Source organism: Microbacterium murale (assembly GCF_030815955.1).
GTDB classification, from domain to species: domain Bacteria; phylum Actinomycetota; class Actinomycetes; order Actinomycetales; family Microbacteriaceae; genus Microbacterium; species Microbacterium murale_A.
Genome location: NZ_JAUSXK010000001.1, coordinates 928,506 through 954,316, shown reverse-complemented (window position 1 = coordinate 954,316; position 25,811 = coordinate 928,506). Strand labels below are relative to the sequence as shown.

At 66.3% G+C, this 25,811-nt stretch carries 23 protein-coding genes; 12 read left to right on the top strand and 11 right to left on the bottom strand.

Features of this window, described 5'->3' with window-relative positions; translation table 11 throughout:
- Positions 1-11: 11 nt before the first annotated feature.
- The 7 genes from QFZ46_RS04685 to QFZ46_RS04655 form a co-directional block, all read right to left on the bottom strand.
- Positions 12-413, bottom strand: coding sequence for a GlcG/HbpS family heme-binding protein (locus QFZ46_RS04685; RefSeq protein ID WP_307358811.1), 402 nt, complete (start codon positions 411-413; stop codon positions 12-14).
- A 3-nt stretch (positions 414-416) separates the two neighbouring features.
- Positions 417-1,637 carry a formaldehyde dehydrogenase, glutathione-independent gene (gene fdhA, locus QFZ46_RS04680; protein WP_307358809.1) on the bottom strand — a complete coding sequence of 407 codons (1,221 nt, stop codon included), beginning with the start codon at positions 1,635-1,637 and terminating at the stop codon, positions 417-419.
- Between the two features lie 118 nt (positions 1,638-1,755).
- The gene (locus QFZ46_RS04675) at positions 1,756-2,016 is read right to left on the bottom strand and encodes a DUF6457 domain-containing protein (protein WP_307358807.1); all 261 of its coding nucleotides are present in this window, start codon (positions 2,014-2,016) and stop codon (positions 1,756-1,758) included.
- Complete coding sequence (gene mobA / locus QFZ46_RS04670) at positions 2,009-2,614, bottom strand: molybdenum cofactor guanylyltransferase (RefSeq protein WP_307358805.1); 606 nt, start codon at positions 2,612-2,614, stop codon at positions 2,009-2,011. The genes QFZ46_RS04675 and mobA overlap by 8 nt, the downstream gene beginning before the upstream one ends.
- Entirely contained in the window at positions 2,611-3,813 is a 1,203-nt protein-coding gene (locus tag QFZ46_RS04665; protein WP_307358803.1) for a molybdopterin molybdotransferase MoeA, read from the bottom strand. The genes mobA and QFZ46_RS04665 overlap by 4 nt, the downstream gene beginning before the upstream one ends.
- Before the next feature lie 31 nt (positions 3,814-3,844).
- Complete coding sequence (locus QFZ46_RS04660) at positions 3,845-4,339, bottom strand: hypothetical protein (protein ID WP_307358800.1); 495 nt, start codon at positions 4,337-4,339, stop codon at positions 3,845-3,847.
- Between the two features lie 57 nt (positions 4,340-4,396).
- The gene (locus tag QFZ46_RS04655; RefSeq protein ID WP_307358798.1) at positions 4,397-5,719 is read right to left on the bottom strand and encodes a VCBS repeat domain-containing M23 family metallopeptidase; all 1,323 of its coding nucleotides are present in this window, start codon (positions 5,717-5,719) and stop codon (positions 4,397-4,399) included.
- 235 nt (positions 5,720-5,954) lie between these two features.
- Between QFZ46_RS04655 and QFZ46_RS04650 the strand changes: the two genes are divergently transcribed.
- Positions 5,955-7,256 carry a hypothetical protein gene (locus QFZ46_RS04650; protein WP_307358795.1) on the top strand — a complete coding sequence of 434 codons (1,302 nt, stop codon included), beginning with the start codon at positions 5,955-5,957 and terminating at the stop codon, positions 7,254-7,256.
- Here QFZ46_RS04650 and QFZ46_RS04645 read toward each other — a convergent pair.
- The 3 genes from QFZ46_RS04645 to QFZ46_RS04635 are packed head-to-tail and all read right to left on the bottom strand — an operon-like array spanning position 7,140 to position 8,856.
- On the bottom strand, positions 7,140-7,634 hold the full coding sequence (locus QFZ46_RS04645) for a hypothetical protein (protein WP_307358792.1): 495 nt from the start codon (positions 7,632-7,634) through the stop codon (positions 7,140-7,142). The genes QFZ46_RS04650 and QFZ46_RS04645 overlap by 117 nt on opposite strands.
- On the bottom strand, positions 7,631-8,191 hold the full coding sequence (locus QFZ46_RS04640) for a hypothetical protein (protein WP_307358791.1): 561 nt from the start codon (positions 8,189-8,191) through the stop codon (positions 7,631-7,633). Before QFZ46_RS04640 ends, QFZ46_RS04645 begins: the two co-directional genes overlap by 4 nt.
- Positions 8,188-8,856: a hypothetical protein gene (locus QFZ46_RS04635; RefSeq protein ID WP_307358788.1), complete on the bottom strand. Its 669-nt coding sequence runs from the start codon at positions 8,854-8,856 to the stop codon at positions 8,188-8,190. Before QFZ46_RS04635 ends, QFZ46_RS04640 begins: the two co-directional genes overlap by 4 nt.
- 127 nt (positions 8,857-8,983) lie before the next feature.
- Here QFZ46_RS04635 and QFZ46_RS04630 point away from each other — a divergent pair, with 127 nt between their 5' ends.
- The 9 genes from QFZ46_RS04630 to QFZ46_RS04590 all read left to right on the top strand — a co-directional run bounded on the left by QFZ46_RS04630 (position 8,984) and on the right by QFZ46_RS04590 (position 19,994).
- Entirely contained in the window at positions 8,984-10,699 is a 1,716-nt protein-coding gene (locus tag QFZ46_RS04630; protein ID WP_307358786.1) for an MFS transporter, read from the top strand.
- A gap of 1 nt (position 10,700) precedes the next feature.
- Positions 10,701-11,156, top strand: coding sequence for a MarR family winged helix-turn-helix transcriptional regulator (locus QFZ46_RS04625; protein ID WP_307358784.1), 456 nt, complete (start codon positions 10,701-10,703; stop codon positions 11,154-11,156).
- A gap of 64 nt (positions 11,157-11,220) precedes the next feature.
- Positions 11,221-11,727: a MarR family winged helix-turn-helix transcriptional regulator gene (locus QFZ46_RS04620; protein ID WP_307358782.1), complete on the top strand. Its 507-nt coding sequence runs from the start codon at positions 11,221-11,223 to the stop codon at positions 11,725-11,727.
- A 102-nt stretch (positions 11,728-11,829) separates the two neighbouring features.
- Positions 11,830-14,292 carry a glycoside hydrolase family 2 protein gene (locus QFZ46_RS04615; protein ID WP_307358779.1) on the top strand — a complete coding sequence of 821 codons (2,463 nt, stop codon included), beginning with the start codon at positions 11,830-11,832 and terminating at the stop codon, positions 14,290-14,292.
- Positions 14,293-14,464: 172 nt separating this feature from the next.
- On the top strand, positions 14,465-16,162 hold the full coding sequence (locus QFZ46_RS04610) for an ABC transporter substrate-binding protein (protein WP_307358776.1): 1,698 nt from the start codon (positions 14,465-14,467) through the stop codon (positions 16,160-16,162).
- Positions 16,163-16,205: 43 nt separating this feature from the next.
- Positions 16,206-17,195, top strand: a complete 990-nt coding sequence (locus tag QFZ46_RS04605) for an ABC transporter permease (RefSeq protein WP_307358773.1) — start codon at positions 16,206-16,208, stop codon at positions 17,193-17,195.
- Positions 17,196-17,200: 5 nt separating this feature from the next.
- Positions 17,201-18,214 carry an ABC transporter permease gene (locus QFZ46_RS04600; protein ID WP_307358772.1) on the top strand — a complete coding sequence of 338 codons (1,014 nt, stop codon included), beginning with the start codon at positions 17,201-17,203 and terminating at the stop codon, positions 18,212-18,214.
- Positions 18,211-19,110, top strand: a complete 900-nt coding sequence (locus QFZ46_RS04595) for an ABC transporter ATP-binding protein (protein ID WP_307358771.1) — start codon at positions 18,211-18,213, stop codon at positions 19,108-19,110. The genes QFZ46_RS04600 and QFZ46_RS04595 overlap by 4 nt, the downstream gene beginning before the upstream one ends.
- Positions 19,107-19,994, top strand: coding sequence for an ABC transporter ATP-binding protein (locus QFZ46_RS04590; protein ID WP_307358770.1), 888 nt, complete (start codon positions 19,107-19,109; stop codon positions 19,992-19,994). The genes QFZ46_RS04595 and QFZ46_RS04590 overlap by 4 nt, the downstream gene beginning before the upstream one ends.
- Positions 19,995-20,017: 23 nt before the next feature.
- Here QFZ46_RS04590 and QFZ46_RS04585 read toward each other — a convergent pair whose 3' ends face one another.
- Positions 20,018-22,141, bottom strand: a complete 2,124-nt coding sequence (locus QFZ46_RS04585) for a glycoside hydrolase family 36 protein (protein ID WP_307358768.1) — start codon at positions 22,139-22,141, stop codon at positions 20,018-20,020.
- A 137-nt stretch (positions 22,142-22,278) separates the two neighbouring features.
- On the opposite strand from QFZ46_RS04585, the gene QFZ46_RS04580 reads away from it, so the two are divergent.
- Both QFZ46_RS04580 and QFZ46_RS04575 read left to right on the top strand, forming a co-directional pair.
- Positions 22,279-23,463, top strand: coding sequence for an ROK family transcriptional regulator (locus QFZ46_RS04580; protein WP_307358766.1), 1,185 nt, complete (start codon positions 22,279-22,281; stop codon positions 23,461-23,463).
- A 134-nt stretch (positions 23,464-23,597) separates the two neighbouring features.
- On the top strand, positions 23,598-25,712 hold the full coding sequence (locus QFZ46_RS04575; protein ID WP_307358763.1) for an alpha-galactosidase: 2,115 nt from the start codon (positions 23,598-23,600) through the stop codon (positions 25,710-25,712).
- Positions 25,713-25,811: the final 99 nt, after the last annotated feature.

Below are 25,811 nucleotides of genomic sequence, written 5' to 3'. Positions count from 1 at the left end.
CCAGCCGGAGCTCAGAGCGCCGCCGCTCCCGCTTCTGCGACCGAATGATCCTGCTCGCCGGAGCCGCCGCTGACGCCCACTGCGCCAACGACCGCGCCGTCACGCACCAGCGGGATGCCGCCGGCGAAGATCGCGACCTTGCCGCCGTTCGTGTTCTGGATGCCGAAGAACTGCTGGGTCGGCTGGGAGTTGTCGCCGAGGTCTTTCGTCGAGATGTCGAAGGCCTTCGAGGTCCAGGCCTTGTTGATGGAGATGTTGACGCTGCCGATCCATGCGCCGTCCTGTCGCACGTGCGCGACGAGGTTGCCGCCGGAATCGACGACGGCGATGTTCATGGGCTGGCCGAGCTCCGTGGCCTTCTTCTCGGCTGCGGCGATGACGCGACGTGCGTCTTCGAGGTTGACACTGGTCATGATCTACTCCTTGATGTATCCGTTGGGGTTCAGGACGTACTTCGTTGCGGCGCCCGCATCGAACTCTGCGTAGCCCTGAGGCGCCTCATCCAGCGTGATCGCCTTGGCATTGACCGCAGCGGCGATCGGCGCCTTGTCGTGCAGGATCGCCATCATGAGCTGCCGGTTGTACTTCATGACCGGGCACTGTCCGGTGGTGAACGACAGCGACTTCGCCCAGCCGGTGCCAAGACTGATCGAGAGCGATCCGACCTTGGCTGCATCGTCGACCGCGCCGGGATCTCCCGTCACGTAAAGACCGGGGATGCCGATGGCGCCACCCGCTCCGGTCACATCCATGAGCGAGTTGAGCACGGTTGCCGGGGCCTCCTTCGCCTTCGCGCCGTGGCCCTCGCTGCGCGCTTCGAAGCCGACGGCATCGACCGCAGCATCCACCTCCGGCACGCCCAGAAGCTGATCGAGTTGGTCGGGCACCGAACCCTCTCCGACATTGATGGTTTCGCAGCCGAAGCTGCGCGCCTGTGCGAGGCGATCCTCGTTCATGTCGCCGACGACGACGACGGCAGCCCCGAGCAGCTGCGCGCCGACCGCTGCCGCGAGGCCGACTGGCCCGGCGCCGGCGATATAGACCGTGGAACCCACGCCCACTCCGGCCGTGACGGCACCGTGGAATCCGGTCGGGAAGATGTCGGACAGCATCGTCAGGTCGAGGATCTTCTCGAGCGCCTGATCACGGTCGGGGAACCTCAGCAGGTTCCAATCGGCGTAAGGCACGAGCACGTACTCCGCCTGACCTCCGACCCACCCGCCCATGTCGACGTAGCCGTAGGCGCTGCCCGGCCGATCGGGATTCACGTTCAGGCAGATCCCGGTCTTGCCCTCCTTGCAGTTGCGGCAGCGGCCGCACGAGATGTTGAAGGGCACAGAGACGATGTCGCCGACTTTGATGAACTCGACATCCGGGCCCGCCTCGACGACTTCGCCGGTGATCTCATGGCCGAGCACGAGCCCTTCGGGGGCGGTCGTGCGTCCGCGCACCATGTGCTGATCAGACCCGCAGATGTTGGTCGCGACAGTACGGAGGATGACGCCGTGCGGGATCTTACGGCCGACGTTCGCGGGATTCACCCCCGGTCCGTCGTGAAGCTCGAAGTCGGGGTAATCGGTGTCGATCACCTTCACGACGCCGGGCCCCTCGTAGGCGACCGCTCTGTTTCCAGACATCTTCGTCCCTCCTGTCGTGCGGAGGATCTCCGCACATCCAGACTGTCCCAGACGTGCCGAGGGCGATACCTACTCTCGAACCGTTTGCACCTACCCGTTCAGGCAGGTTCCGGCTCGCTCAGGCAGGTTCCGACGGCTCGGTCTTCCACTCGGCGATCGTTGCGCGGGTGCGGGCGGCGGCATCCTCGACCGTCATGCCCTGCGCGACGGCGAGCCCCACGAGATACGTCGTCAGCGGGCCCGCCGGTCGCGTGACGCCGTGGGCCGCATCGCGCGTCAGGTCCAGCAGGAGGCCGATCGGATGCTCGTCGGCGCCGAGTCCGAGAGTATCGGCGAGAGTGACGACCCAGGCATCGAGGTCTTCGGGGGCATCAGACATGATTGTCCTTTCGCGTGCTTCGATACTCCTCGATGGCAGCCCAGGTATCAAGATCAAGGGCAGTGCCGCCGTCATCGACGGTGTGGAGGCGGACACCGGCGAGGAACTCGCGCATCGAGGATCCCGTCGCGTGCGGATGCTGCGCAACGGCGCGCTGCAGAGCGGATACCCGATAACGCCCGGCGAGCCACTGCACCCGACCCTCCGCGTCCGCGGAGACGACCGCATCGGCGTCGTCGGGAATCGGCACTTCGGACAGGCGCTCCACGAGCTCGCGCGCGCGGGGGAGATCGCATGCGAGCAGCCACGCCTCCATCGCTCCTGACCCCTCGAGCGCCACGATGGCGGCGGCGGTGGCTGCCGCCGGCCCTCCGAAAGGAGGCTGTTCGCGCACGACGCGAACACCAGGACGGCCGATATGGCCCGGGCCGACGGCGATGATCGGCGCGCACCCTCGAACTGCTGCGTAGACGTGATCGATCAGCGGGATGCCGTCGATCTCGACCGACGCCTTCTCGACCGACGCCTTCTCGACCCGGTTCAGTCGAGCAGACCGCCCGCCAGCCAGAACGAGCGCTGCCGCAGCGGGCTCGTTCATGCCAGGACCATCACCGTCACCGGCTCGCCTTCTTCCACCCGCACGGTCTCTGCGGGAATGACGGCGAACGCGGTGGCGGCGGCGAGGGACGTCACCAGATGCGAGCCGCTCCCGCCACTCGTGGCCGGCCGGACGATCTCGTCGTCGAACACCGCGGGCAGGATCTGCACTCTCCCCTTCGGGCTGGTCCACGCCGCGCCGGCTGTGCGGATCACCCGAGGGCGGTCGATCACGGCGAAGCCGGCCATCTGCCGGAGCGCCGGCCGTACGAAGACTTCGAAGGATGCGGCGACGCTCACGGGGTTTCCTGGAAGACAGAACGCGAGCATTCCCTCGTCGAGCACGCCGAAGCCCTGAGGCTTCCCCGGCTGCATCGCGACCTGACTGAAGCGCACCCCGCGCTCTTCGCCGAGTACCGCCTTGACCACATCGAATGCGCCGACGCTCGCCCCACCCGACAGGATCACGACATCGGCGTCCGTCGCATCCAGCGCACGCCGGAGGGCAGGCGGATCATCCGCGACGGTTGCGGCACTCGTGATGATCGCGCCGGCCTCGCGCACGGCTGCGCTCAGCAGAACGGAATTCGATTCCGGGATCTGCCCTCTTCGCGGCGTGCCGGAGGGGGCGATGAGCTCGCTCCCCGTCGAGATGATCGCGACCCGAGGCGCGCGATGCACCGTGACCTGCTCGATTCCGGCCGAGGCGATGGCGGACAGCTGCCACGGACCCAGGCGTGCTCCGGATGCGACGGACACCGCACCGGCAGAGGCGTCCTGGCCGCGGCGGCGAATATGCGCGCCGGGCGCTGGTGCGACGAGCACGGTGATCCGCTCGGGCGCCTCGGCACGGATTGCTGTGCCGAGATCCGTCTGCTCCAATGGCACGACGGCATCCGCATCCGAGGGAATGGCGGCACCCGTCATGATGCGCACCGCCTCTCCGGGGCCGATGGCGGGATCTTCGTCGGACCCCGCTGCCACGTCGGCGACGACCGTGAGGATGGCGCCGGCGGTGGCATCCTCACTGCGAACGGCGTAGCCGTCCATCGCGGAGTTGTCGAAGAGGGGGACGGGCCAGCGACTGGTCACATTCGCGGCGAGCACCAGGCCCTGCGCGTCAGCCAGGCCGCAGGGCACCGACGGCAGGCGATGGGTTGCCTGGAGGATGCCCGCGAGATGCTCTTCGATAGTGATCATCGGACCCACGCTAGTCGAGGCGATCGGCTGGTCACTCCCCGCCCTCGTTCTCGCCGCGGATGAGCTTCTGGATCTGTTCTTCGGGTAGCGGCTGAATCGAGCCCGACGACATGTCGATGTCCGGATCCGTCGGCGATCCGCCGATCGTGCACACGGATTCCCCGTCATAGCCGTTGGTCTGAGCGGGTACGAGCACGAGCCACTCCGGTGTCACTGTGCGCTTCTCGATCCGGGCCCCGGAGGCATCGAACACGACACCGGGGTCGTACACGGATGTCGTCACGTCGATGCAGATCTGCACCAGCTCGCTCTCGGTGAACGTCGGCGGAGTCTCGGGTGGCTCCGGCGAATCGGTCGTCGGGGCAGGCGACGGCGAGGGCGAGGAAGGGGTGGGTGACGTCGAGGTCTGCTCCGCGGTAGGGCTCGGCTCGGAGATGGACGCTTCCGGCGCGCAACCCACGAGAGCCGCGCCGGCGAAGAGCACGAGAGCGACGACGAGGGCCGGTGCCAACCGATGCGAGGTCATGGTCTCATCGTAGAGAGCGCGCGCAGATATCGATCTCCCATTCTCGCTTCGGGCGCGTCACTCGATCTGGAGATACCCGCCCCACCCCGAGCCGATGAGGATCCGGGTCTTGACCCGGCCCGTCCCATCACCCGGATACAGGTAGAGCTCACCCGACGAGGTGCGCGCGATCAGGTCTGGGATCTTGTCCCCGTTGTAGTCGACGCCCCCGGTGAAAGCCGTCATCGCGCCCCAACCACTGCTGACCGCGACTCTGGTGTCGAATCGACTGCCGAGCCCGGCGTAGAAGTAGAGAGTGCCATCGTTCGCGACGGCCATGATGTCACCGAGGCGATCGCCGTTGAAGTCGCCGCCGGCCATGAACTTGACGGTGTTCCACCCGTTCCCGACGACCGTGTACGGTCCGGGGAGTGCGCCGGCGCCGTTTCCGCGATAGATCGTGAGAGCGCCGGCCGCTGAGGTGCCGAGTACGTCCTGGTGGCCGTCGCCCGTGTAATCAGCACCTGAAGTCACATGCAGCATCCCGTACCATCCGGTGCCGGGCGTGCTGTATGCACCGAAACCACCTGTGGCGTTCCCCGCGTAGTACTCGAGCACTCCGTCGCTGCGGGCGACCAGCATGTCGGCTCTGCCGTCGCCGTTGAGGTCTGTGTGGGTCAGGTGCCGGTGGATTCCCCATGCACTCGTGATGACCGACCCCTTGGAGAACCCGCCGGCGCCGTTGCCCGCGAGGAACTGAAGATCGCTGTCCGCGGCGATCGCCAGGAGGTCGGCCTTCCCGTCGCCGTTGTAATCGCCAGTCAGCGCCGGCGCGGGCGGGGCCGTGCTGAGCCCGGGGAAGACCAGCGGAATCGTTCCGCCTCGTGTGACGGTCGACAGGCAGACGAAGCCCTGGTTGATCTCGGAGAACACGGATCCGTTCCGCCACACCTCGAAGTGCAGATGCGCGCCCGTCGAGTTGCCGGTGCTGCCGACGATGCCGATCTGCTGGCCGCGGACGACCTGCGTTCCCGGCGCGACGGTGCCGGGTGCGATCATGTGGGCGTACCGCGTCATATATCCGCCGGCGTGTTCCACATCTACGTAATTGCCGTATCCGTTGCTCCACGCGCGGGTCCTGACGACGCCGTCATATGCGGCGAGGATGGGGGTGCCGCCCTGGCCGGAGATATCGATGCCGTCATGCTTACGGTAGTCCGATCGGCATCCGTCGCCCACTTTGGACTGGATGGTGCCCGATGCCGGGTAGACCATCTGGCCGTCCGTCGCTGCCGATACCGGGGTCACGGGCGCGAGCGCGGGCACGATCGTTCCGACGAGCACTGCCACCGCGGCCAGCATGGCGACACGCGCCAGACGCCAACGTGACGTTCGCTTCATCTTGAGTTCTCCCCGGTTCGCCCGGCCCTAGGGACGCCGTGTCCACCGCCGTCACATTATCAGCGGGTGTGCCCTCGACCGTGCTTCCAACAAGCTCTCGCGCGTCGGCACTGCGCTGCGGCGTGAGCAGTATCGAGACGGCGTCGATATGGACGACGGATGATGGCTGACGACTCAGTGGGTGCGACTGCGGATGCGGTGCACCGGCTGCGCGTCCGACCGATACGTTAAGTCCATGCCTCAGCCCCTCCGCACGTTCGGGCGCATCCTCGCGCGGCACTGGCCCGCGCTGATCGCGTGGTACCTCGGGGGAGAGGCACTGCACCAGCTGCTCGTGCAGCTCGCCGGATTCGTGGGCGGATATACGACGCTCGGCGGCCTGCTCCTGCTTCCACTCGCCGTCGCGGCCAAGCTCATCGCGTATGTCGCGATGTATCTCACCGTCCGGCGATCGCTTCCGCACGTGGTGCGTCCTGAGGGCGAGGGATACCGGGAGTTCGCGGTGGCGATCCTGGTGTCGATCCTGCCCTTCTTCGCCTTCTACTCCGCATGGGGGATGCTGAACGCCGACCTGATCGAGTTCTTCAACATCGCGAGTTCCGTCGCCTTCTTCGACACCAAATTCGATGCCGAGCAGCTCGCGGATCGTGGCGGTCGCGTCTCGGTCGGGGCGCTCCCGATCGCCGTGCTGGTGATCGCGCTCGCGTTGCGGCTCGCGTTGTCGAAGTACAGCAGTCGTCTCCCTTCTTGGACGCTGGCGCTCGCCGCTTATGCGGAGGTGCTGTGGACCTTCATGCTCTTCACGCTCGTGGTCCAGTGGTGGGCGGGCGTCGAGGAATGGCTCGGAGGGACCGTCGGAATGGGGTGGCTGCAGGGCATCGGCGATTGGTTCGCGATCAACATCGCGCCGGTCGCCGCCCTCTGGGAGGGTGTGCAGTGGCTCATCGGCGTCCTCGCCGCCGTGCTGCTCGTTCCCGCCGCATGGCTCGCGGTCGCCGGGGTCATATATGGAACGACGTTCGATTCCGCACCTGCAGTCGTCCAGCGCGGTCTCGCCGCGCTGCGCGGGACAGCCGCAACGCTGTCGCGGACCCTGCTCCAGCGCTTCGAAAGCCTGTGGGCGGCGGTCGCCGTCGTCTGGCGAGGAGGGCCGGTGATCTTCGGCGGTGCTGTGCTCGCCTACGCGCTCTGGGCTCTCGCAGAGCGGCTCGGCACGCGTGGACTCCTGCAGCTCATCGGAGGGCACGAGACGTGGTTCTGGTCGGCCTTCCTCCCTCTCATCACGATCGCCGTCGCCGTGATCGCTGAGCCGTTGCGCGTCGCGATCGTGGCCACCGTCTACGACGCGGTCATCGCGCGCCCCGAAGCGGGCCTGGAAGCTCGCGAGATGGAGGCCGGCGCTGGGGTTCACACGCTCCCGTCACGGCTCGACGGTGAAGCGGGTCACCTCGCCGAGTTCGCCGGGAATGTCGAAGTGGAAAGGGCCGACGGCATCGTCCGGGATGAGGAAGACAGCAAGGATCGTGTAGGAGAATGATTCCTCGCGGCAGGAGGATTCGCCGGCGTCGTACGGCACATCGAGCTCGGATCGGGCATCCAGCCAGACTCGTTCTCCTTGCGTCTCGGAGAGTGTGAACGCCTGGCACCAGGTCGATTCCGCGCCTCCACCGGCGTTCAGGCGAACGCTGACGGTGTGCATTCCGCTGGGGGCCTTGAACTCGTCGAAGCGTGCCGATTGCAACGACATCGTCTGGCCGGCGATCTCGACGTTCTCGCCCTCCGCGACGTCCGTGACCGTCTTGGTCTGGGTCTGGATCGACGGCAGCACGTCCAGCCAGAGATGCACCCCGACCGTGGCGACTGCCGCGACAGCGAGCGCTGTCAACGCGATGCGCTGTCTTCGCCACCAGCTCACGATTCCCCCAACGTCGGCGCTTCGAGGTCGACGTCATTCGCCGTTGGCAGGTCCTCGAGCGAGATCGGCAGCACGACGACATCGTCGAGCACCGGGGTGGAATAGGACGTGGTCAGGCGTACCTCGGCCCTGCCGTTTCGCACGTCCGGCGGGAGCTCGAACGCCAACGTCCCCACGGTGTCGATGCCGACACGAAGATCGGCCTCGGTCATCGAGTTCCCTGGACGCTCGCTCGACTGGAAGACCCGATCGCCGATCACGAGGGTCGCGAGCTGGATGCGGGCATCGACCTCGGTCCGGGGTGCGGATGCCGCGACGGTGACCACGAGCCAGTTGCCGTCCGCATGCCACTCCGCGTCGGCGACCGTCACTCGCTCGCTGAACGACGCGTCGAGCACGGAGGCGATCAGAGTGCGCGAGGTCGCCGGATCCCCGTCGCCTGCGCTGCGGATCAAGAACGGCGCGCGATACACCTCGTCGCCAGGCGTATTGACGGTGATGACTCCGGCCGCGAGCGCAAGCGCTGCGCCGATGAGCCACGGAAGGGCGCGCTTCACCTTCCCTCCTCGGCATCCACTGTGATTCTGGCGGCGAGGTCGCCGCGCACCCAGTTGATGTGATCCGCTGACAGGATGACCCGCCCGCGCGTCTCGACGGCGTCGTACACATCGAGGTTGACGACGCCATCTGCGAAAGCATCCTTCGACGCGATCCAGGCGATCGTCACTTCGCTCGGCACTCCTGGCTGCAGGACGACAGAGCCGGCGGACCCGTCACCGCGCCACACCCCGACGGTCTTCGCCGATTCCACGCCGGGCAGGCTGAGAAGTGATTCGTCCACGCCTACGAGGCGCGATACGACCATGTCTGCACCCCTGCCGACGCCGATCGGCAGGTTCGTGAGATTCTCCAGCTGCAGGCTGATGACGACCAGCGTCTCGCCAGGGTCGGCGCTCAGCGATTGTTCTTCGACCTCGTCGGTGAGTTCTGCCCCGAGCACGGTGACGGCGTAGAGCGGCATCCGTACTTCGTCGCCCGCAGAGAGGGGAGTCGGAGTGGTGTCGCTCCGATCGAGGCCGCCGAATGCGATGACCGTCACGACAAGGACAGCGATGGCGCCTCCGGTGATCCACACCGGGATCAACCGCCTGCTGACCGCGGTGCGAGCGGCACGGGAGACGATGCTGCGCGCTCTGCCGGTCACATCCGCCACCCTGGTCACGGAGTCAGCCTATCCAGTGGGGCGGTCCGGGCGAGATCCGCCCTGTTTAGTTGACATCGCGCTACAGTTGACATTCTGCAACTAAGGTCGTATCGTTGATGCAGATCAACTTTCAGGAGCTTTCACTTTGACATCCCACACTCCACCCACCTCGGAGACCGCACGCTCCGCGCGCGAGGTCTTCACCGCGATCTCCGGCCTCATCGTCGGCATGTTCGTGGCCGTGCTCTCCGGCACCATCGTGTCGACGTCCTTGCCGGTCATCATCGCCGACCTCGGCGGAACACAGTCCCAGTACACCTGGGTCATCACTGCGAGCCTGCTGGCGACCGCGGTCTCCACTCCCATCTGGGGCAAGCTCGCCGACCTGATGGATCGCAAGATCCTCGTCCAGCTCTCGCTCATCCTCTTCACCGTCGGCACGGTGATCGCCGGGTTCTCGACCGACACCAACATGCTCATCGCGGTGCGTGTCATCCAGGGCATCGGCGTAGGCGGCCTGATGTCGCTCGTGATGATCGCCGTCGCCCTCATCATCTCGCCGCGTGAGCGAGGCAAGTACATGGGCGTCGTGGGCGGCATCATGGCGCTCGGCACGATCGGTGGTCCGCTCCTGGGCGGTCTCATCACCGACACGCTGGGTTGGCGAGCCAACTTCTTCGTCGGCGTCCCCTTCGCGATCGTGGCGCTGATCCTTCTGCAGTTCACGCTGCACCTGCCCAAACCTCAGCGCGGCGTCAAGGTGTCGATCGACTACTTCGGCATCGTCCTGCTCGCCGTCGGTGTCTCGACGCTACTCATCTGGGTGTCGATGGGTGGCAGCCAGTTCGAATGGGATTCGTCGACGAGCGTGATGCTCGCCGTCATCGCCGGCGTCACCATCCTCGGCTTCATCGCTGTCGAGTTCTTCGTGAAAGAACCGATCGTGCCGATGTCGCTGTTCCGCAACCGCACGTTCACGCTGTCGGTCATCGCTTCGATCGCCATCGGGGTCTCGATGTTCGCGACATCCGTCTTCCTGGCGCAGTACTTCCAGTTGGCACGTGGCGCGACGCCGACCGAGTCGGGCCTCATGACGATCCCGATGATCATCGGCCAGATGGGCGCTTCGATCATCATCGGTCAGCTCGTGAGCCGGTTCGGCAAGTGGAAGGGCTGGATGATCACGGGTTCCGTGCTCGCGACCATCGGCGTCACCTTCATGGCGACCCTGCGCTACGACACGCCGTTCCCGCTCGTCGCGATCTACATGTTCGTGCTCGGCGCAGGTCTCGGCATGGTCATGCAGAACCTCACGTTGATCGTGCAGAACGACACGCCTCCCACGCAGCTGGGTGCCGCCTCGTCGAACGTCAACTTCTTCCGCACGATCGCCGGCACCATCGGCGTCACGATCATGGGCTCCGTACTGTCGACCAGCGTCGGCACGTACATCTCCGGCGGTCTGAAGGGCTTCACCCCGACGACGCCTGACGAGATCGATGCTCTGAAGCACCTCGCGTCGGGCGACGTCCCGAACATGTCCGAGATGCCGGAGGCGATCCGCACCATCGTCGAGTCCGCATACGGTCACGGCATCGCAGAAGCCTTCATCCTCGCGATCCCGCTCGCCGTGCTGTCGATCATCGCGATCGCGTTCATCAAGAACAAGCCGCTGTCGACGAAGAACGCCGCCGAGCTGCTGCGCGATCAGGCTGAGGAATCGGCGATCGAGGTCGCCGAGGCCGAAGTGGGCGCGACGACGTCGACCGGCACCATCCGTATCAGCGGCGCGGAATCCGCCTCTCCATCGACGGGGTCCGTCACCGTGCTGGAGCGCGAAGATCGCGAGAACGGGCGCTGACATGGCTGCCGGCGACACTGCGGTGCTGACTGACGTCGACGACGCGCTCGCGGAGTTTCAGGGGCACCTGAACCTGATATTCGCTAGGGCTCGATCGCTCTGGAAGGAATCAGCAGCGCGGATAAACCCCGAGCTGCAACCATCCGGATACAAGTTGCTGGCGTTCATCGCACGTGCGGGCAGCGCCAACGCGCATCAACTGGCCGAGAGCTTCGAGATGGACAAGTCGGTCGTCAGCCGTCAGGTGCGGATGCTGGAGGACCTCGGCCTTCTGGAATCGCGTCCTGACGACACCGACGGGCGGCAGCGAGTGCTCACGGCCACCCCGACGGCGTGCGACATGCTCGCAGAGTTGAGGGGCGACCACGCGAACCGGCTGCGGGAGACGCTCGCCACGCTGACGCCGGAGGAGATCCAGGCGGCGTCGAAGGTGTTCCGCCTTCTCGCCGAGGTCTGAGCGGCGGCGTGCACAAGCCCCACCACGGATTCACGTGGTGGGGCTTCGCCGTACACTGGCGAGCATGAGTGCGTCGCCCCCTGAACCCGTGTCCTCCGGCGCCGCGGCATCTGTTCCTGAGGCTGCGGGGGGAGCGATCGAGGGCAGCGAACTCGACCAGGCCGTCTCGAGGGTCGAGCATGAGCTCGGCCGGCTGTTCGCACGTATCAGGGTGAGTTGGCGCGAGGCGGCCGTGACGGTGCATCCTGACCTGCAGCCGCTCGGTTACCAGGTGCTGACCTCGATCGCGACGGGGAAGGCGACGTCTGCCGGTGCGATCATCGAGAGGTTGCAGACCGACAAGTCCGCCGTGAGTCGCCAGGTGCGCCAACTGGAGGAGTTGGGACTCGTGGAGAGCGTCCCCGACCCTGACGACCGGCGTGCGCGCCTGCTGGTCGCGACGGAGCTCGCGCAGGAGCGCGTCTCCATCGCTCGTGCTCGCTACGAGGGGCGCATCGGGGAACGCCTGCGCACCTGGTCGGCTGCTGATCTCGAACACTTCGTGGAGCTGCTCGGCGCGCTGGGTCGGTGACTCGCGCTGCAGATCAGGTGTCGCGTCACGGCCAATAGTTTGTAATATGGTGGAATTAAGTAACACAGTTCCACTGTGAGACGAACGAGGCGAAGGAGCCGCATGACTGTCATCCAGCTGTCCGAATCGTGGGTCGTCACGGCGATCGGAGGACCCGCGCCGGCGGAGATCATCAACAGGCCGATACCTGCCGATGTGCCGGGCAGCGTGCACCTCGATCTCCTTCGCGCGGGGCTCATCGCGCCGCCATTCGATGGCGCGAACGAGAGCGACCAGCAGTGGATCGGCGACGTCGATTGGCGATTCGAGACCACCTTCCGATGGCACGACGACGGAACCGAACGACAGGAACTCGTCGCAGAGGGTCTCGACACTCTCGCCACGATCACGCTCAACGGCGTCGAGGTCGGGCGTACGGAGAACCAGCATCGGTCCTACCGTTTCGATATCGGCAGGGCCCTGATCGCAGGGGAGAATGCTCTGCGCATCGATTTCGCCGCCCCAGTGCCGGCAGCGCACGCACGCTCCGAAGAACACGGGGCGCGTCCGCACGTGAATCATCACCCTTACAACGCCTTGCGCAAGACGGCGAGCAGCTTCGGCTGGGACTGGGGGATCGATGTCGCGACGAGCGGCATCTGGAAGCCGATTCGCATCGAGACCTGGTCGGTCGCGCGGATCGCATCGGTGAGACCCCTCGTCGACGTCGACGGAACCACCGGAATCCTCAACGCTCATGTGGTGATCGATCGCGCCGATGCTCTGAGCGCCGGACCACTGCGCCTCGAGGTCGAGATCGCGGGGCGCATCGCGACCGCAGATGTCGCGGCGGGCGAGGCTTCAGCGCACGTGCGCGTGGAGGTGCCGGACGCCGAACTGTGGTGGCCGCGCAGCCATGGCGCGCAGCCGCTCTACGACGTGGCCGTGCGCCTGGTGGGGACAGGGCTGCGGGACGAAGCGTGGAACGGACGCGTCGGGTTCCGGACGGTTCGTGTCGACGTCGCACCGGATGAGCAGGGCAGTCCTTTCGCGGTGTACGTGAATGAGCGGATCGTCCAGATCCGCGGCGCGAACTGGATTCCGGACCACGCCTTCCTCACCGAGGTTGATCGAGACCGCTACGCGCGCCGCATCGGTGACGCGGTCGATGCGAACATGAACCTGCTGCGCGTCTGGGGCGGCGGCATCTACGAGAGCGACGACTTCTACGATCTCTGCGACGAGCAGGGAGTACTCGTCTGGCAGGACTTCCTCTTCGCGTGTGCCGGATACGCCGAGGAGTCGTGGCTCGCTGGCGAAGTGGAGGCAGAGGCCAGGGAAGCGGTCACCCGTCTGTCGCCGCATCCGTCGCTCGTCATCTGGAACGGCAACAACGAGAACATCGTCGCCTATGCCGAGTGGCCGGGATGGCGGCAGAAGGTCGAGGGCCTGACCTGGGGAGAGGGCTATTACCGACGCCTGCTGCCCGGAATCCTGGCTGAGCTCGATCCGACACGCTTCTATGCGCCGGGAAGTCCGTACTCGTTCTCGTCCTACGTCAGCCCGAACCTCGACACCCACGGCACCGTGCACATCTGGGATGTCTGGAACACGAAGGACTATGCCGCCTACCGTGACTGGACGCCGCGCTTCGTCGCCGAATTCGGCTTCCAGGGGCCGCCGGCGTGGACGACCCTCACCGACGCCGTCCATGACTCACCGCTCGACGCCTACGGCACTCAGATGCTCGTGCATCAGAAGGCGCACGACGGAAATCTCAAGCTTGAACGCGGCTACCTTCCGCATCTGCCGAAGCCGGCGACGATCGACGACTGGCACTGGGCCACGCAGCTGAACCAAGCGGCGGCGGTGCGGTTCGGCATCTCCCATTTCCGCTCGCTCGCGCCCTATAACACGGGGTCGATCGTCTGGCAGCTCAACGATGACTGGCCCGTCATCTCCTGGGCAGCCGTCGACTTCGAAGGGCGACGGAAGCCGCTCTGGTATGCACTGCGAGCCGTCTACGAACCGAGGCTGGTCACGATCCAACCCCGCGACGGCGAGCTCGCGGCGATCCTGCTGAACGATACGGACGAGGCGTGGTCGGGGGAGGTCATCGCCCGCCGCGTCGACTTCGACGGGACCGTACGCGCCGAAGTGCGTGTGCCGGCGACGGTCGAGGGGCGAGGGGCGGTCACCATCCCGATCGCGGCGCAGTTGCAGACCCCGGATGACGCGAAGCGCGAGGTCCTCGTCGTCGAAGCGGGTGGTATCGGCAGGGCGGTGCACGACTTCGTCGAAGTCGTCGAGCAAAGCCTCGATCCGGCGCCGTTCGGCATCGAGGCGGCGCGTGTGGCCGATTCCGTCCGTGTGCGCGTCACGGCACGGAGCTACGCACGCGACACGTTCGTGCTCGCCGATCGTGGACATGTCGATGCCATCGTCGACAGCGGTCTGATCACTCTTCTCCCCGGGGAGGCTCACGATTTTCTCGTGACGGGCGTCCCCGCGGATGTCGATCCCACCGTCTTCGCCGGTCCGCTGGTGCTTCGCCACGCGGGTGATCTGCGCACTGCAGGGGACTGATTTCCCGGTTCCCCGAGGCACTTTTGTTTCGTCATGAACAGAACCCGCTTGACGGAGTTCGTTTCAGTGCGTAACAATGGCGTCCTCGGGGACTCGTTCTCCCACCCCCTGCACCCGCACCGGGTTCGTCAATGCTGACGGTCTACGCCTCGGCGTAAGGAAAGGACCAAAGATGATTCTTCGCACAACTCGCAGACGACGCGCATCGCTCGCGCTCGTCGCGGGCGTCGCCGCTCTCGGCCTCGCCCTCACCGGCTGCAGCTCTTCCGGTGCGTCCGGCAGCGGTAGCTCGACGGAGGCGGACACCCTCATCGCGTACACGGGTCAATCCGGCGACTACCAGCTCAACTTCAACCCGTACTCGCCGACGAAGATCGGCGGCCTCGGCACGATCTACGAATCGCTCTTCTTCGTGACGAACGTCAACACGGAAGACTACGTTCCGCTGCTCGCGACCGAGTACACGTGGAACGAGGACGGCACGCAACTCGATGTCACGCTGCGGGACGGCGTCACCTGGAGCGATGGCGAGGCATTCGACGCCGACGATGTCGTCTTCACCTTCCAGCTGCTCCTCGACACTCCGGCGCTGAACACCAGTGGCTTCAATGGCGCCGTCACCAAGGTCGACGCGACGCACGTCACCCTGACATTCCCCGAGCCGGCCTTCGTCACGGGCCCCGAGCTCCTCGGCAAGACGTTCATCGTGCCGGAGCACATCTGGAAGGACATCGACCCGGCCGCCGATGTCAACGCGGAGCCGGTCGGAACCGGCCCGTACGTGCTGAGCAACTTCAAGCCGCAGGCCTTCACGCTCACGGCGAACGAGGACTACTGGGACGGCGCGCCCGCGGTCACCAACATCCGTTACCTGTCGCTGTCGGGCAACACTGCGGGTGCCGACGCGCTGGCAGCGGGCAACATCGACTGGCAGACCGGCCCGGTTCCCGATATCGCCAATGTGTCGAAGAACTATCCGGGCTACGAGGCCATCACCATCCCGCAGAATCAGATGGCGCTGCTCACCTGCTCCAACGCTGAGCTGGGTTGCGAAGGTCCGCAGACCGACCCGGCCGTGCGCGAGGCGATCTACTACGCGCTGAACCGCGATCAGCTGAATTCTCTCGCATTCCAGAACACGGCGAGTGAGATGTCACCGACGTTCGCGCTGCTGCCGGCACAGGAGCAGTTCATCTCGGATGCCATCGAAGAGAAGGTCGTGCCGACGGCGCCCGACCTCGACAAGGTCGATGAGATCCTGACCGGCGCCGGGTACGAGAAGGGGGCGGACGGGCTCTACGCGAAGGACGGCGTCGAGTTGAAGCTCACGGTCGAAGTGGTGACGGGATGGACCGATTACATCACCGCGATCGACACGATGGCGCAGCAGCTCAAGGCGGCGGGCATCGGCGTCACCGCAGCGCAGTCTTCCTGGAACGAGTGGACGGAGAAGAAGGGCAAGGGCACGTACCAGCTCGCGATCGACTCCCTCGGGCAAGGCGCGGCGAGCGACCCGTACTACCTGTACAACAACTTCTTCTCCTCGGCCAACACGGCCCCGGTGGGGGAGACGGCTCCCGTCAACGTCGCGCGCTTCAGCGATCCCGCCGTCGATGCTGCGCTGGCTGTGCTGAAGCAGACCAGTCCGGACGACATCGAGGCGCGTCAGGCTCAGTTCGACATCATCCAGGCCGCGATCGTCGCGAACCTGCCGTACATCCCGATCCTCACCGGCGGCACGACGAGCGAGTACAACGCGGAGAAGTTCACCGGCTGGCCGACCGCCGACGACCTGTACGCCTTCCCGGCGGTCTGGGCGTCACCGGATAATGCGCAGATCTTCAAGGCGCTGAAGCCGGCGGGCGAGTGAGCATGGCCGAGGAGGAGTTCACCGGGACGGAAGGCGCAGCCGAATGAACTACTACGTGCGCAAGCTGGGCTTCTACATCGTCGCCCTCTGGGCGGCCCTGACGCTCAACTTCCTCATCCCGAGGCTGCTGCCGGGAAATCCGGTCGACATCCTGCTCGCCAAGCTCCAGCAGCGCGGCGGCACGGTGACGGCCGAGACCAGGGCGGCCTACGAACTCCTCCTCGGCGGCAACACCACAGAGCCGCTCATCGTCCAGTACGGCAACTATCTGGTCAACGTCTTCCGTGGTGAGCTCGGTGTCTCGGTCACCTACTTCCCGGCACCGGTGACCGAGGTCATCGGGCAGTCCCTGCCCTGGACGATCGCCCTCATCGGCATCGCGACCGTGCTGTCGTTCATCCTCGGGGTCGGCCTCGGCGCACTCGTCGGATGGAAGCCGGGAACCTGGCTCGACTCACTGGTTCCGGCGACCACGCTGCTGGCGGCGGTGCCGTACTTCTGGCTCGCACTCATCCTGGTGTACTTCCTGTCGTCCGGTCTCGGCCTCTTCCCCTCCCAGGGCGGCTACGACGTCATACTCGACCCCGGCTGGAACGCGGAGTTCATCGGATCGGCGATCTTCTACGGCTTCCTCCCCGCGCTCACGATCGTGATCGCATCGCTCGGTGGATGGCTGCTCGGGATGCGGAACATGATGGTCTCGACGCTGTCAGAGGATTACATCCTCACCGCCCACGCCAAGGGACTCTCGAACGGTCGGATCCTGCGCGGATATGCCGCGCGCAACGCGGTGCTGCCATCGATCGCCGGATTCGCGATGTCGCTCGGGTTCGTCGTGTCGGGGTCGATCGTCACCGAGCAGGTGTTCTCCTACCCCGGCATCGGCTCGAAGCTGCTCTCCGCAGTGACGAACAACGACTACGCGCTCATGCAGGGGGTATTCCTCTTCATCACCGTCGCGGTCCTGGGGGCGAACCTCATCGTCGACCTCTTCTACGGAATCATCGACCCGCGTACGCGCGCTCGGAGCTGATCGTCATGACCAACATCGCACCTCCACAGGGGAACTCGCTCGCAGACGCGACCGAGACCATCGTCACACGCGCGGCGCGGGAGCGGAGCGGGCGTGCTCGCCGATCTCGTTCGGCGCTCCGGCAGATGCTCCCCACCTTGACACCGTGGCTCGCGTTCGGACTCTTCCTCGTCGTCGGGATCGCCCTCTTCGGTCTCGTCGCCCCGTTCTTCACCACGGATCCGACCGTCATCCGCGACATCGGGCTGACCGGGCCGTCCGCCGAACATCTCCTCGGCACCACGCAGACCGGGCAGGACGTCTTCGCCCAGCTGGCGATCGCGACGCGCGGCTCTCTCGAGATCGGACTCATCGTCGGGGTGCTCGCGACCGTGCTCTCGGCGTTCTTCGGAATCCTGGGCGCGTACATCGGCGGATTCGCAGATGAAGCATTCTCCCTCCTCTCGAACGTCTTCCTGGTCATTCCAGGACTCCCGCTCGTCATCGTCATCTCCGGTTTCGTCCCTGCAGAGGCTCGCGGGCTCTGGACCATCGCCGTCGTCCTGGCGATCACGAGCTGGGCGGGGTCCGCACGCGTACTTCGCGCGCAGACCCTGTCGATCCGGAGCCGCGATTACGTCGACGCATCGAAGGTCGCCGGTGAGCGTGCCTGGCGCGTCATCGTGGTCGAGATCCTTCCGAACCTGCTGCCAGTGCTGGCCTCGCAATTCGTGTTCGCCGTGATCGCCGCCATCCTCGGAGAGGCGGGTCTCTCGTTCCTCGGGCTCGGCGCCTCCAACTCGTCGACGCTCGGCACCATGCTCTTCTACGCGCAGAACGGGTTCGCGCTCTCGCTCGGAGCGTGGTGGTGGTTCGTCCCACCAGGGCTCGTGATCGCCCTGTTCGGCATGGGCCTGTCTCTCGTGAACTTCTCGATCGACGAGATCATCAACCCCAAGCTCAAGACTGTGCGACTGCACGCGCGCCGAGCCCGTCGTGCGCGGCGTTCGGCGCGCGGGATGGAGAAGAAATCCCGATGAACGCTTCGACCGCCCTCGCAGAAGAGGGACGACAGAACTCAGAGCGTCGCACTGTGCTCACCGTCGAGGACCTGTCGGTCGTCTACGAGGTCGATCCGCCGGTGACGGCGGTGTCCGGTGCGACGTTCCAGCTCGCGGCCGGGGAGATACTCGGCCTCGCAGGTGAATCAGGTTGCGGCAAGACGACGCTCGCCTACGCGATCAACCGGCTGCACCGGCCACCGGCGCGCATCGCCAGTGGCAGTGTCACCTTCCACGACCGCGACGGTCTCGATGTCGACCTGCTCGCGCTCGCCGACGACGAGCTGCGCGCCTTCCGCTGGTCGAAGCTGTCGATGGTGTTCCAGGGAGCGATGAACGCGCTCAACCCGGTCATCAGTGTTCGCGCGCAGCTCGAGGATGTGCTTCGAGCACATCGCCCTGGCATGACCAGGACGGAGCGGCGAGAGCGCGCGGCCGATGCACTGCGCCGCGTCGGCGTCGACCCGTCGCGGCTGACATCGTTCCCGCATGAACTGTCCGGCGGCATGCGGCAGCGTGTGATGATCGCCATGGCGATGATCCTCGAACCGCATGTCATGATCATGGACGAGCCGACGACCGCGCTCGATGTCGTCGTGCAGCGCGACATCCTGCGGGAGATCGTTCGGCTGCGCGACGAGCTCGGCTTCGCCGTCGTCTTCATCACTCACGACCTTCCGCTGCTGTTGGAGATCAGTGACCGGATCGCCGTGATGCTGCGTGGTGAGATCGTCGAGCTTCGCGACGCGGACGACATCTACCAGGATCCGCACCACGAGTACACCCGCAAGCTGTTGGGCTCGTTCCCGAGCCTCAGCGGATCACGCGGCTCGTTCATCCGCACCGGTATCGACAACGAGGAGGCGAGCGCATGACTCGTGTGGAAGTCAGAGATCTCGTCAAGGAGTTCAGCATTCGCGAGGGCCTGCGCCGCAAGCGCTTCCGTGCGGTCGACCGTGTCTCCTTCGATCTTCTCCCCGGACGAACAATCGCGCTGGTCGGGGAATCGGGGTCGGGGAAATCGACGATCGCGCGGATCCTGTCGAAGCTGGAGACTCCGACGTCAGGGGGCATCGACGCGAGACGGGAGGACGGTTCGCCCGTGCCCTCCCGTCACTACCGTCGGCACGTGCAGATGGTCTTCCAGGATCCGTTCGCCTCGCTCAACCCCTTCCACTCGATCGAGCACCACATATCCCGGCCTCTGCAGATCCACAGGGTCACGCGCGGTGCCGATGAGACGCACGAGCGAGTGCTCGAGATGCTCGCGCGAGTTGGCCTCGACGAGTCGTTCACCTCTCGTCGACCGCACGAGCTCTCGGGCGGGCAGCGGCAGCGCGTGGCGATCGCCAGAGCTCTCGCTCCCGGAGCGCAGGTGGTCCTCGCCGACGAACCCGTCTCCATGCTCGACGTCTCGATCCGGTTGGATGTGCTCAATCTGCTCGGCCGCCTGCAGCGCGAAGACGACCTCGCCGTGCTGTACATCACGCATGACCTGGCCACCGCCAGGCACTTCTCCGACGAGATCCTCGTGCTCTACAAGGGACGTGTCGTCGAGCGCGGCCCCGCGGATGCCGTCATCCTCGACCCGCACCACGAATACACGCGACTGCTGGCGACCGCGGCTCCGGATCCGGAGCGCATCGGCAAGATCGTGAGTGGTGAGGGTGCACCGGACCGGTCCCTGCTCGACAACTCGGTGTGCTTCAACCACTTCACCGGGGAATGGGAAGGAGCGCGCGAGCCGGCGAAGGCCTGACCTCGCGGCCGGCTCTTCTCCACCTACTCGACACGAACGCGCAGCACCCTGGCCGAGGGCTCGTCCGTCGTTGTCGTCACGTGCAGTGCACCGGCCGAGCGATCCCAGCTCCACGACCACGTGCCGACCTCGGTCGGGAAGAACGCTTCCACCGCGATGTCGCGCCCGAGCGCCCAGGGCAGCGACAGCGTCGCAGAATCGGCGCCCGAGCGACGCCACACGGACACGTACGCGTCGTCCTGTCGCTGCAATCCCAGTGCGAGCCATTCATCGGACCAGCCGGGCAGGCCGAGGGGCCATATCGGCTGCCGTTCGCGGATGTCGGTGAGCACGGTCCTGTGCGCAGTGACCGCTTCGCGGACGCTGGTGCGCTCGAGTGCGGACATCCGGTTGAGGTAGCCGGACAGGTACATGCGCCCCAGCACACCGTTCACGAGTGCGAATGTGCGCGCTTCGTCGCTCATCCCGGCCTGCGGGTACGCCCAGTTCCCGGCCTGCTCAGGGAGGATGGCGGCGGGGGCGGCGGCCGCGATCGACGCGTATGCGACCGGATCCTGCTGATCGGATGTCGATTGCAGGTGCAGTCGCGAGAGCATCGCGTAGTCCATGCGCATGGCCCCCGAGGCGCAGTTCTCGATGAGAAGTGCAGGATGTCTGGCCTGCACTCCGTCGAGCCAGTCGAGCAATGCTCGGGCATGCTCGAGCAGGCCTTGCCCCGGCGCGAGGCCGCCGAGGTCGGTGCCAGGACCCGTCATCGTGTTCTCGTCCATCTTGATGAAGCCGACGCCGTACTCCTCGACGAGCCTGTCGATGACGCCGTCGAGGTGTGCACGGGTGGCGGGATGGCGGAGATCGAGGAGGTGCCGCCCGTGTTCGCGGATGCGCACACCGCCGCGACTGAAGAACGCATCGTCGGGGAGCGTCGTGGCGAGCGGTGAGCGCACGCCGATGACCTCCGGTTCGAGCCAGAGCCCAGGGACCATGCCGCGGGTGCGGATGTACGCCGTCGCCTCGGCGATGCCACCGGGGAAGCGGCGCAGCGACGGCTCCCAGGCGCCGACGCCGTCCCACCAATGGCCGTCGGCATACCACCCGGCATCGATGCAGAAGTACTCGGCTCCGGCGTCGGCCGCTGCGTCGATGAGGGGGAGGAGCTTCTCCGTCGTGGGGTCGCCCATGAGCGTGTTCATGTAGTCGTTGAAGATGACGGGAAGGGCATTATCGGCTGGGCGCCGGTGGCGGATCGCGCGACGCTGCTGGGTGAGGGCTCGCAGGGCGTCCTCTGCCGAGCCGAGGGCGACGGCGACGGACGCGGGTGCCGAGACGAACGTCTCGCCGTCCCGCAGACGCACGCTCCACTGATGCTCCTGATCGGTGGGACCTGTGAGCAGCAGATACGCACCGTGGCCGTTCTCGCCGATCTCGGAGAGCCAGGGGCCGTTGTGCTCGATCTGCCAGGCGAGCGAGTAGCCGGAATCGTCTGCCGCGATGGCGGCAGTCGGCACCTTCTCGCCGCTCGACCACGATCCGCGATTGCCGAGCGAGATCCGTGTGCGCGGCGCTTGATGATGGTGCGCCGCGCGTCCGACATCGGCGAGTCCAGCCGTGCGCAGCGGCTCGACGCGCCACCGACTCTCGGCGATCCAGTCGTTGTCCGCATGAGCGAGCAGAAGACGGTCGACGGATGCCACTCCGGCGTCGGCGAGGAATGATCCCGTCGCGAAACTCGACACCGCATCGAGAGTGAGATCCGAGTCGACCGTGACCTCGGTCCAGGTGCGAACAGCGGTCGCCGATTCGTGCGCTTCGAACACACTGCTCGTTCGGACGCCCAGGGCGGGATCCTCCTGAAGTATGCGCAGTTCATGCCATCCCGCGCGCGCTGATTCCTGATGCGAGACGTACCGCAGAGTGCGGCCGATGATCGTATCGACGTGGCGGAAACTGCCGGGGAAGCGCCCATGCCCGAACGCCGTGAGCTCCACGAGCGGTTGCTCGCCGTGGCCCGGCGCCAGCACGGGTGCGGGAGCCGGCGAGTCGGCCGGTCGGAGGGACAGCACCGAGACAGGCCCGTCGGTCGGTGCGGCGAAGCTGAGGGTGATGCGCGGGGCGCGCCAGATGATCTCGGTTGGGCGTGTAGCGGGCACGGCGGATCCTCGGTGATCTCGGATGGAAGATGGCGGGCGGCGCCCGATGTGTAGTGTGATTCTTCCAGCGCGCTAGACCGAGCACAAGACAGTATGTTTAGCAGTGTGACAAAGGTGAGCCGGGAAGAGTGGCGAAGATGACTGACGATGGCGACGATCTCATCGACAGCGTGGACGAAATCGACAGCGTGGACGAAGACGTCGAGATCGACAACATGACGCCGGCCATGCGTGCCGCGCTCCTCGAAGTGCTCATTCATGGTGCCCTGCCTCGTGCGGAGCTGGCCAGGCGCTTGCATCTGTCCCGTGCGAGTCTGACGCGCATCACGCGCGTCCTCGTCGACGGCGGGCTGCTCGCCGAGGGTGAGACGAGGCTCATGGCGTCGACCGGGCGCCCGTCCGAGATGCTCACACTCAGAGCGAATGCGCGGCACTTCCTCGGCGTCAAGCTCACGGGGGATCGCCTCTACGCCGTGGTCACTGACCTCTCCGCCTCGATCGTCGCGTCGGCGGAGCGCCCTCTGTCATCGAAGGAAGTCGTGGACGTCGTCGCCGAGATCGCGGATGTCGCCCGCGGGTTCGCGGCGGAGTTCCCGCGGCTCACGTCGATCGGAATCGCGATCGCCGGTCGCGTGAGTCAGGGATCGGAGGGCGCTGTGGTGGAGCAGTCGGCGTTCCTGGAATGGTCGGAGGTGCCGTTGGGGGCGCTCGTCACCGAGGCGACCGGATTGGCCTGCGCCGTCGAGAATGACGTCCAGGCACTGACCGCGACCGAGCATTGGTTCGGAGCGGGAGCAGGGCTCGACGACATGGCGCTCCTCACGGTCGGGGTCGGAATCGGATGCGGGCTGGTGGTCAACGGGAAGCTGGTTGAAGGCGCCCACAGCCGTTCGGGCCAGATCAGTCACACCATCGTCGATGAGGCAGGCCCGCACTGCGGTCTCGGGCACCGTGGGTGCGCATCCAGTGTGCTCGTGAACGACGCCATCGTGGGCGCATATCGCCAGCCGGGCGTGGACTATCCCGGCGTCGTGGCGGCGGCACGCGGCGGTGACCCGATCGCCCTCGCGGTCTTCGCTGATGCGGGGCGCGCGTTGGGCGTTCTCGCCGCAGGCGTGGTGAATCTCGTCGATCCGCAGAAGGTCGTCGTCACCGGTGACGGCATAGCGGTGGTCGAGCTCGCCGGCGACGCCGTGCGAGCGGCGCTCGAGGAGCGGTTGGACAGGGAGGCCGCACCCGTCGACCTCGATGTGCGCACCTGGGACTTCTCGGAGTGGGCGCGCGCGGGTGGTGGGCTTGCCATTCGGGCGATGCTCACATGACCCAACTTTGTTTCAGCATTTGACAAACACTCGCTTTGGCGACAATCTGTCTCTGACGACGATGCCGTCGAGACGGAGGCCCTGTTCATGTTCCGATGCTGGAATTCGCCGAGCGCACACCAGGCGGATCTCCTGTGACTGTTTCGCGGTTCCACAGCGCGGGTTCTGCGCTCATCGTCGCCTTCCGAGAAGAGGGACTGCCGGAAGTACTGCACTGGGGTGCAGACCCGGGTGCGGTCTCCGCGGATGCGCTCGCCTCACTGGACGTGGCAATGGCGAGACAGGTCTCCGCAAGCGCGCTCGACGTGCCGTGGCCGCTCACGATCCTCCCGACCGAACGTGACGGCTGGTCGGGAAGGCCCGGACTCGCAGGAACATCCGATGGGGCGCCGTTGCTGCCCGGATGGCGCGTCGTCGCCAGCGAGATGGACGAGCACGGCTTCACGCTTCGCGCCGAGGCGGACGGGCTCGTGCTGAACAGCGGTTTTCGTCTCGATGGGGCCGGTGTGCTGCGCATCGATCATCGCATCGAGAACAGCGGCACATCCACCGTCGGTCTCGCCGCACTCGAGGCCACGCTGCCCCTCGCCGAGCGCGCGACGGAGCTGCTCGATTTCGGCGGCCGCTGGACCCGTGAACGCACGCCGCAGCGCCGTGGGATCGTGATGGGGAGCCATGCTCGCGAGTCGCGTCGTGGCCGCACGGGGCACGACGCTCCGTTGATCGCCATCGCGGGAACGCCCGGGTTCGGCGACCGCAACGGTGAAGTGTGGGGCGTGCATCTCGCGTGGAGCGGGGACGCCGTCTATCGCACGGACCGTCTTCCTGAGGGGCGCAGCGTTCTCGGGGCGGGTGAACTTCTACGGCCGGGCGAGATCGTGCTGGCGCCCGGTGCGTCCTTTGCCTCACCGACAGCCTGGTTCGCATGGAGCGATGCCGGTCTGGATGGTATCTCCTCGCGTTTCCACAGCTCGCTGCGCGCGCGTGCAGGCCACCCGCAGACGGATCGTCCGGTTGTGCTCAACACCTGGGAGGCGGTGTACTTCGCGCATGACCTCGGTCCGCTCGTCGCGCTGGCCGATGCGGCTGCAGACATCGGCGTTGAGCGGTTCGTTCTCGATGACGGGTGGTTCCTCGGGCGACGCAGCGACAGGGCCGGGCTGGGGGACTGGCTGGTGGATCCTGCCGTGTGGCCGGATGGGCTGGATGCGATCGTCGATCATGTGCGCGCACGGGGAATGGGTTTCGGACTGTGGGTCGAGCCGGAGATGGTGAACCTCGACTCCGACCTCGCCAGGGCGCATCCCGACTGGCTGCTCGCACCCAGCGGGCACCGTACCCGCTCCTGGCGCAACCAGTACGTGCTCGACGTCGCACGACCCGAAGTCGCCACGTGGCTGCTGGAACGGCTCGACGCGCTGCTGAGCGGCTATCCGATCGAGTATCTGAAATGGGATCACAATCGAGATCTTCTCGAAGCGGTCCACGTCGGATCGGCGGGCGTGGATGCTCAGACGAGGGCGGTCTATGCGCTTCTCGACGAGTTGCGTCGTCGGCACCCGTCGGTCGAGATCGAATCATGCTCCTCTGGTGGTGCACGCGTGGATCTGGGCATCCTCGAACGCACGGACAGAGTGTGGGCATCCGACACGAATGATCCGGTCGAGCGCTCGCGGATTCAACGGTGGACGGAACTGCTGCTTCCGCCCGAGCTCATCGGCAGCCATGTGGGCCCCGCCAGAGCGCACACGACAGACCGGGTGACCGACCTGCGATTCCGGATGGCGACGACGCTGTTCGCCTCGGCCGGCATCGAGACCGACATCACGCGCTTCTCCGCGGAGGAACGCGACCAGCTCAGCGCCTGGATCGTGGAGTACAAGCGGCTGCGTGAACTCATGCACACGGGGGAGCTCGTGCACGGTGAGACGTCGGACGAGGGAGCTGTGCTCACGGGTGTGGTCTCCGCAGACCGAGCGCGCGCACTCTACCGGCTCACCAGAGAGTCATCGGGGGAGTGGGCGGTGCCGCCGGCGCTGCGGCTGCCCGGTCTGGATCAGACCGCGACGTATCGCGTACGTGTGCTTCCCGCACTCACCGCCGCGCGCTTCCTCGACGTGGAACCAGTGCCGTGGACAGCGGCGGGCGAGGTCGTGCTCCCCGGTTCGCTCCTGTCTCAGGTCGGAGTGCGCACCCCGCTGCTCGCTCCGGCATCCGCACTGGTCATCGAGGTGGAGGCGGTCGACTGATCGTCGCCACCACGTTTCGGCCCTCGCGATACCCTTCGGACTGTCGGCCTCTGGAAGAATCGAGACGTGCCGACGCAATCTTCACAGCCTCCCGAAATT

Bases quoted from the DNA above. Each gene is read 5' to 3' on its own strand.
- QFZ46_RS04685 (WP_307358811.1), bottom strand. From the start codon at position 413: ATGACCAGTGTCAACCTCGAAGACGCACGTCGCGTCATCGCCGCAGCC.
- fdhA (WP_307358809.1), bottom strand. From the start codon at position 1,637: ATGTCTGGAAACAGAGCGGTCGCCTACGAGGGGCCCGGCGTCGTGAAG.
- QFZ46_RS04675 (WP_307358807.1), bottom strand. From the start codon at position 2,016: ATGTCTGATGCCCCCGAAGACCTCGATGCCTGGGTCGTCACTCTCGCC.
- mobA (WP_307358805.1), bottom strand. From the start codon at position 2,614: ATGAACGAGCCCGCTGCGGCAGCGCTCGTTCTGGCTGGCGGGCGGTCT.
- QFZ46_RS04665 (WP_307358803.1), bottom strand. From the start codon at position 3,813: ATGATCACTATCGAAGAGCATCTCGCGGGCATCCTCCAGGCAACCCAT.
- QFZ46_RS04660 (WP_307358800.1), bottom strand. From the start codon at position 4,339: ATGACCTCGCATCGGTTGGCACCGGCCCTCGTCGTCGCTCTCGTGCTC.
- QFZ46_RS04655 (WP_307358798.1), bottom strand. From the start codon at position 5,719: ATGAAGCGAACGTCACGTTGGCGTCTGGCGCGTGTCGCCATGCTGGCC.
- QFZ46_RS04650 (WP_307358795.1), top strand. From the start codon at position 5,955: ATGCCTCAGCCCCTCCGCACGTTCGGGCGCATCCTCGCGCGGCACTGG.
- QFZ46_RS04625 (WP_307358784.1), top strand. From the start codon at position 10,701: ATGGCTGCCGGCGACACTGCGGTGCTGACTGACGTCGACGACGCGCTC.
- QFZ46_RS04620 (WP_307358782.1), top strand. From the start codon at position 11,221: ATGAGTGCGTCGCCCCCTGAACCCGTGTCCTCCGGCGCCGCGGCATCT.
- QFZ46_RS04615 (WP_307358779.1), top strand. From the start codon at position 11,830: ATGACTGTCATCCAGCTGTCCGAATCGTGGGTCGTCACGGCGATCGGA.
- QFZ46_RS04610 (WP_307358776.1), top strand. From the start codon at position 14,465: ATGATTCTTCGCACAACTCGCAGACGACGCGCATCGCTCGCGCTCGTC.
- QFZ46_RS04605 (WP_307358773.1), top strand. From the start codon at position 16,206: ATGAACTACTACGTGCGCAAGCTGGGCTTCTACATCGTCGCCCTCTGG.
- QFZ46_RS04600 (WP_307358772.1), top strand. From the start codon at position 17,201: ATGACCAACATCGCACCTCCACAGGGGAACTCGCTCGCAGACGCGACC.
- QFZ46_RS04595 (WP_307358771.1), top strand. From the start codon at position 18,211: ATGAACGCTTCGACCGCCCTCGCAGAAGAGGGACGACAGAACTCAGAG.
- QFZ46_RS04590 (WP_307358770.1), top strand. From the start codon at position 19,107: ATGACTCGTGTGGAAGTCAGAGATCTCGTCAAGGAGTTCAGCATTCGC.
- QFZ46_RS04580 (WP_307358766.1), top strand. From the start codon at position 22,279: ATGACTGACGATGGCGACGATCTCATCGACAGCGTGGACGAAATCGAC.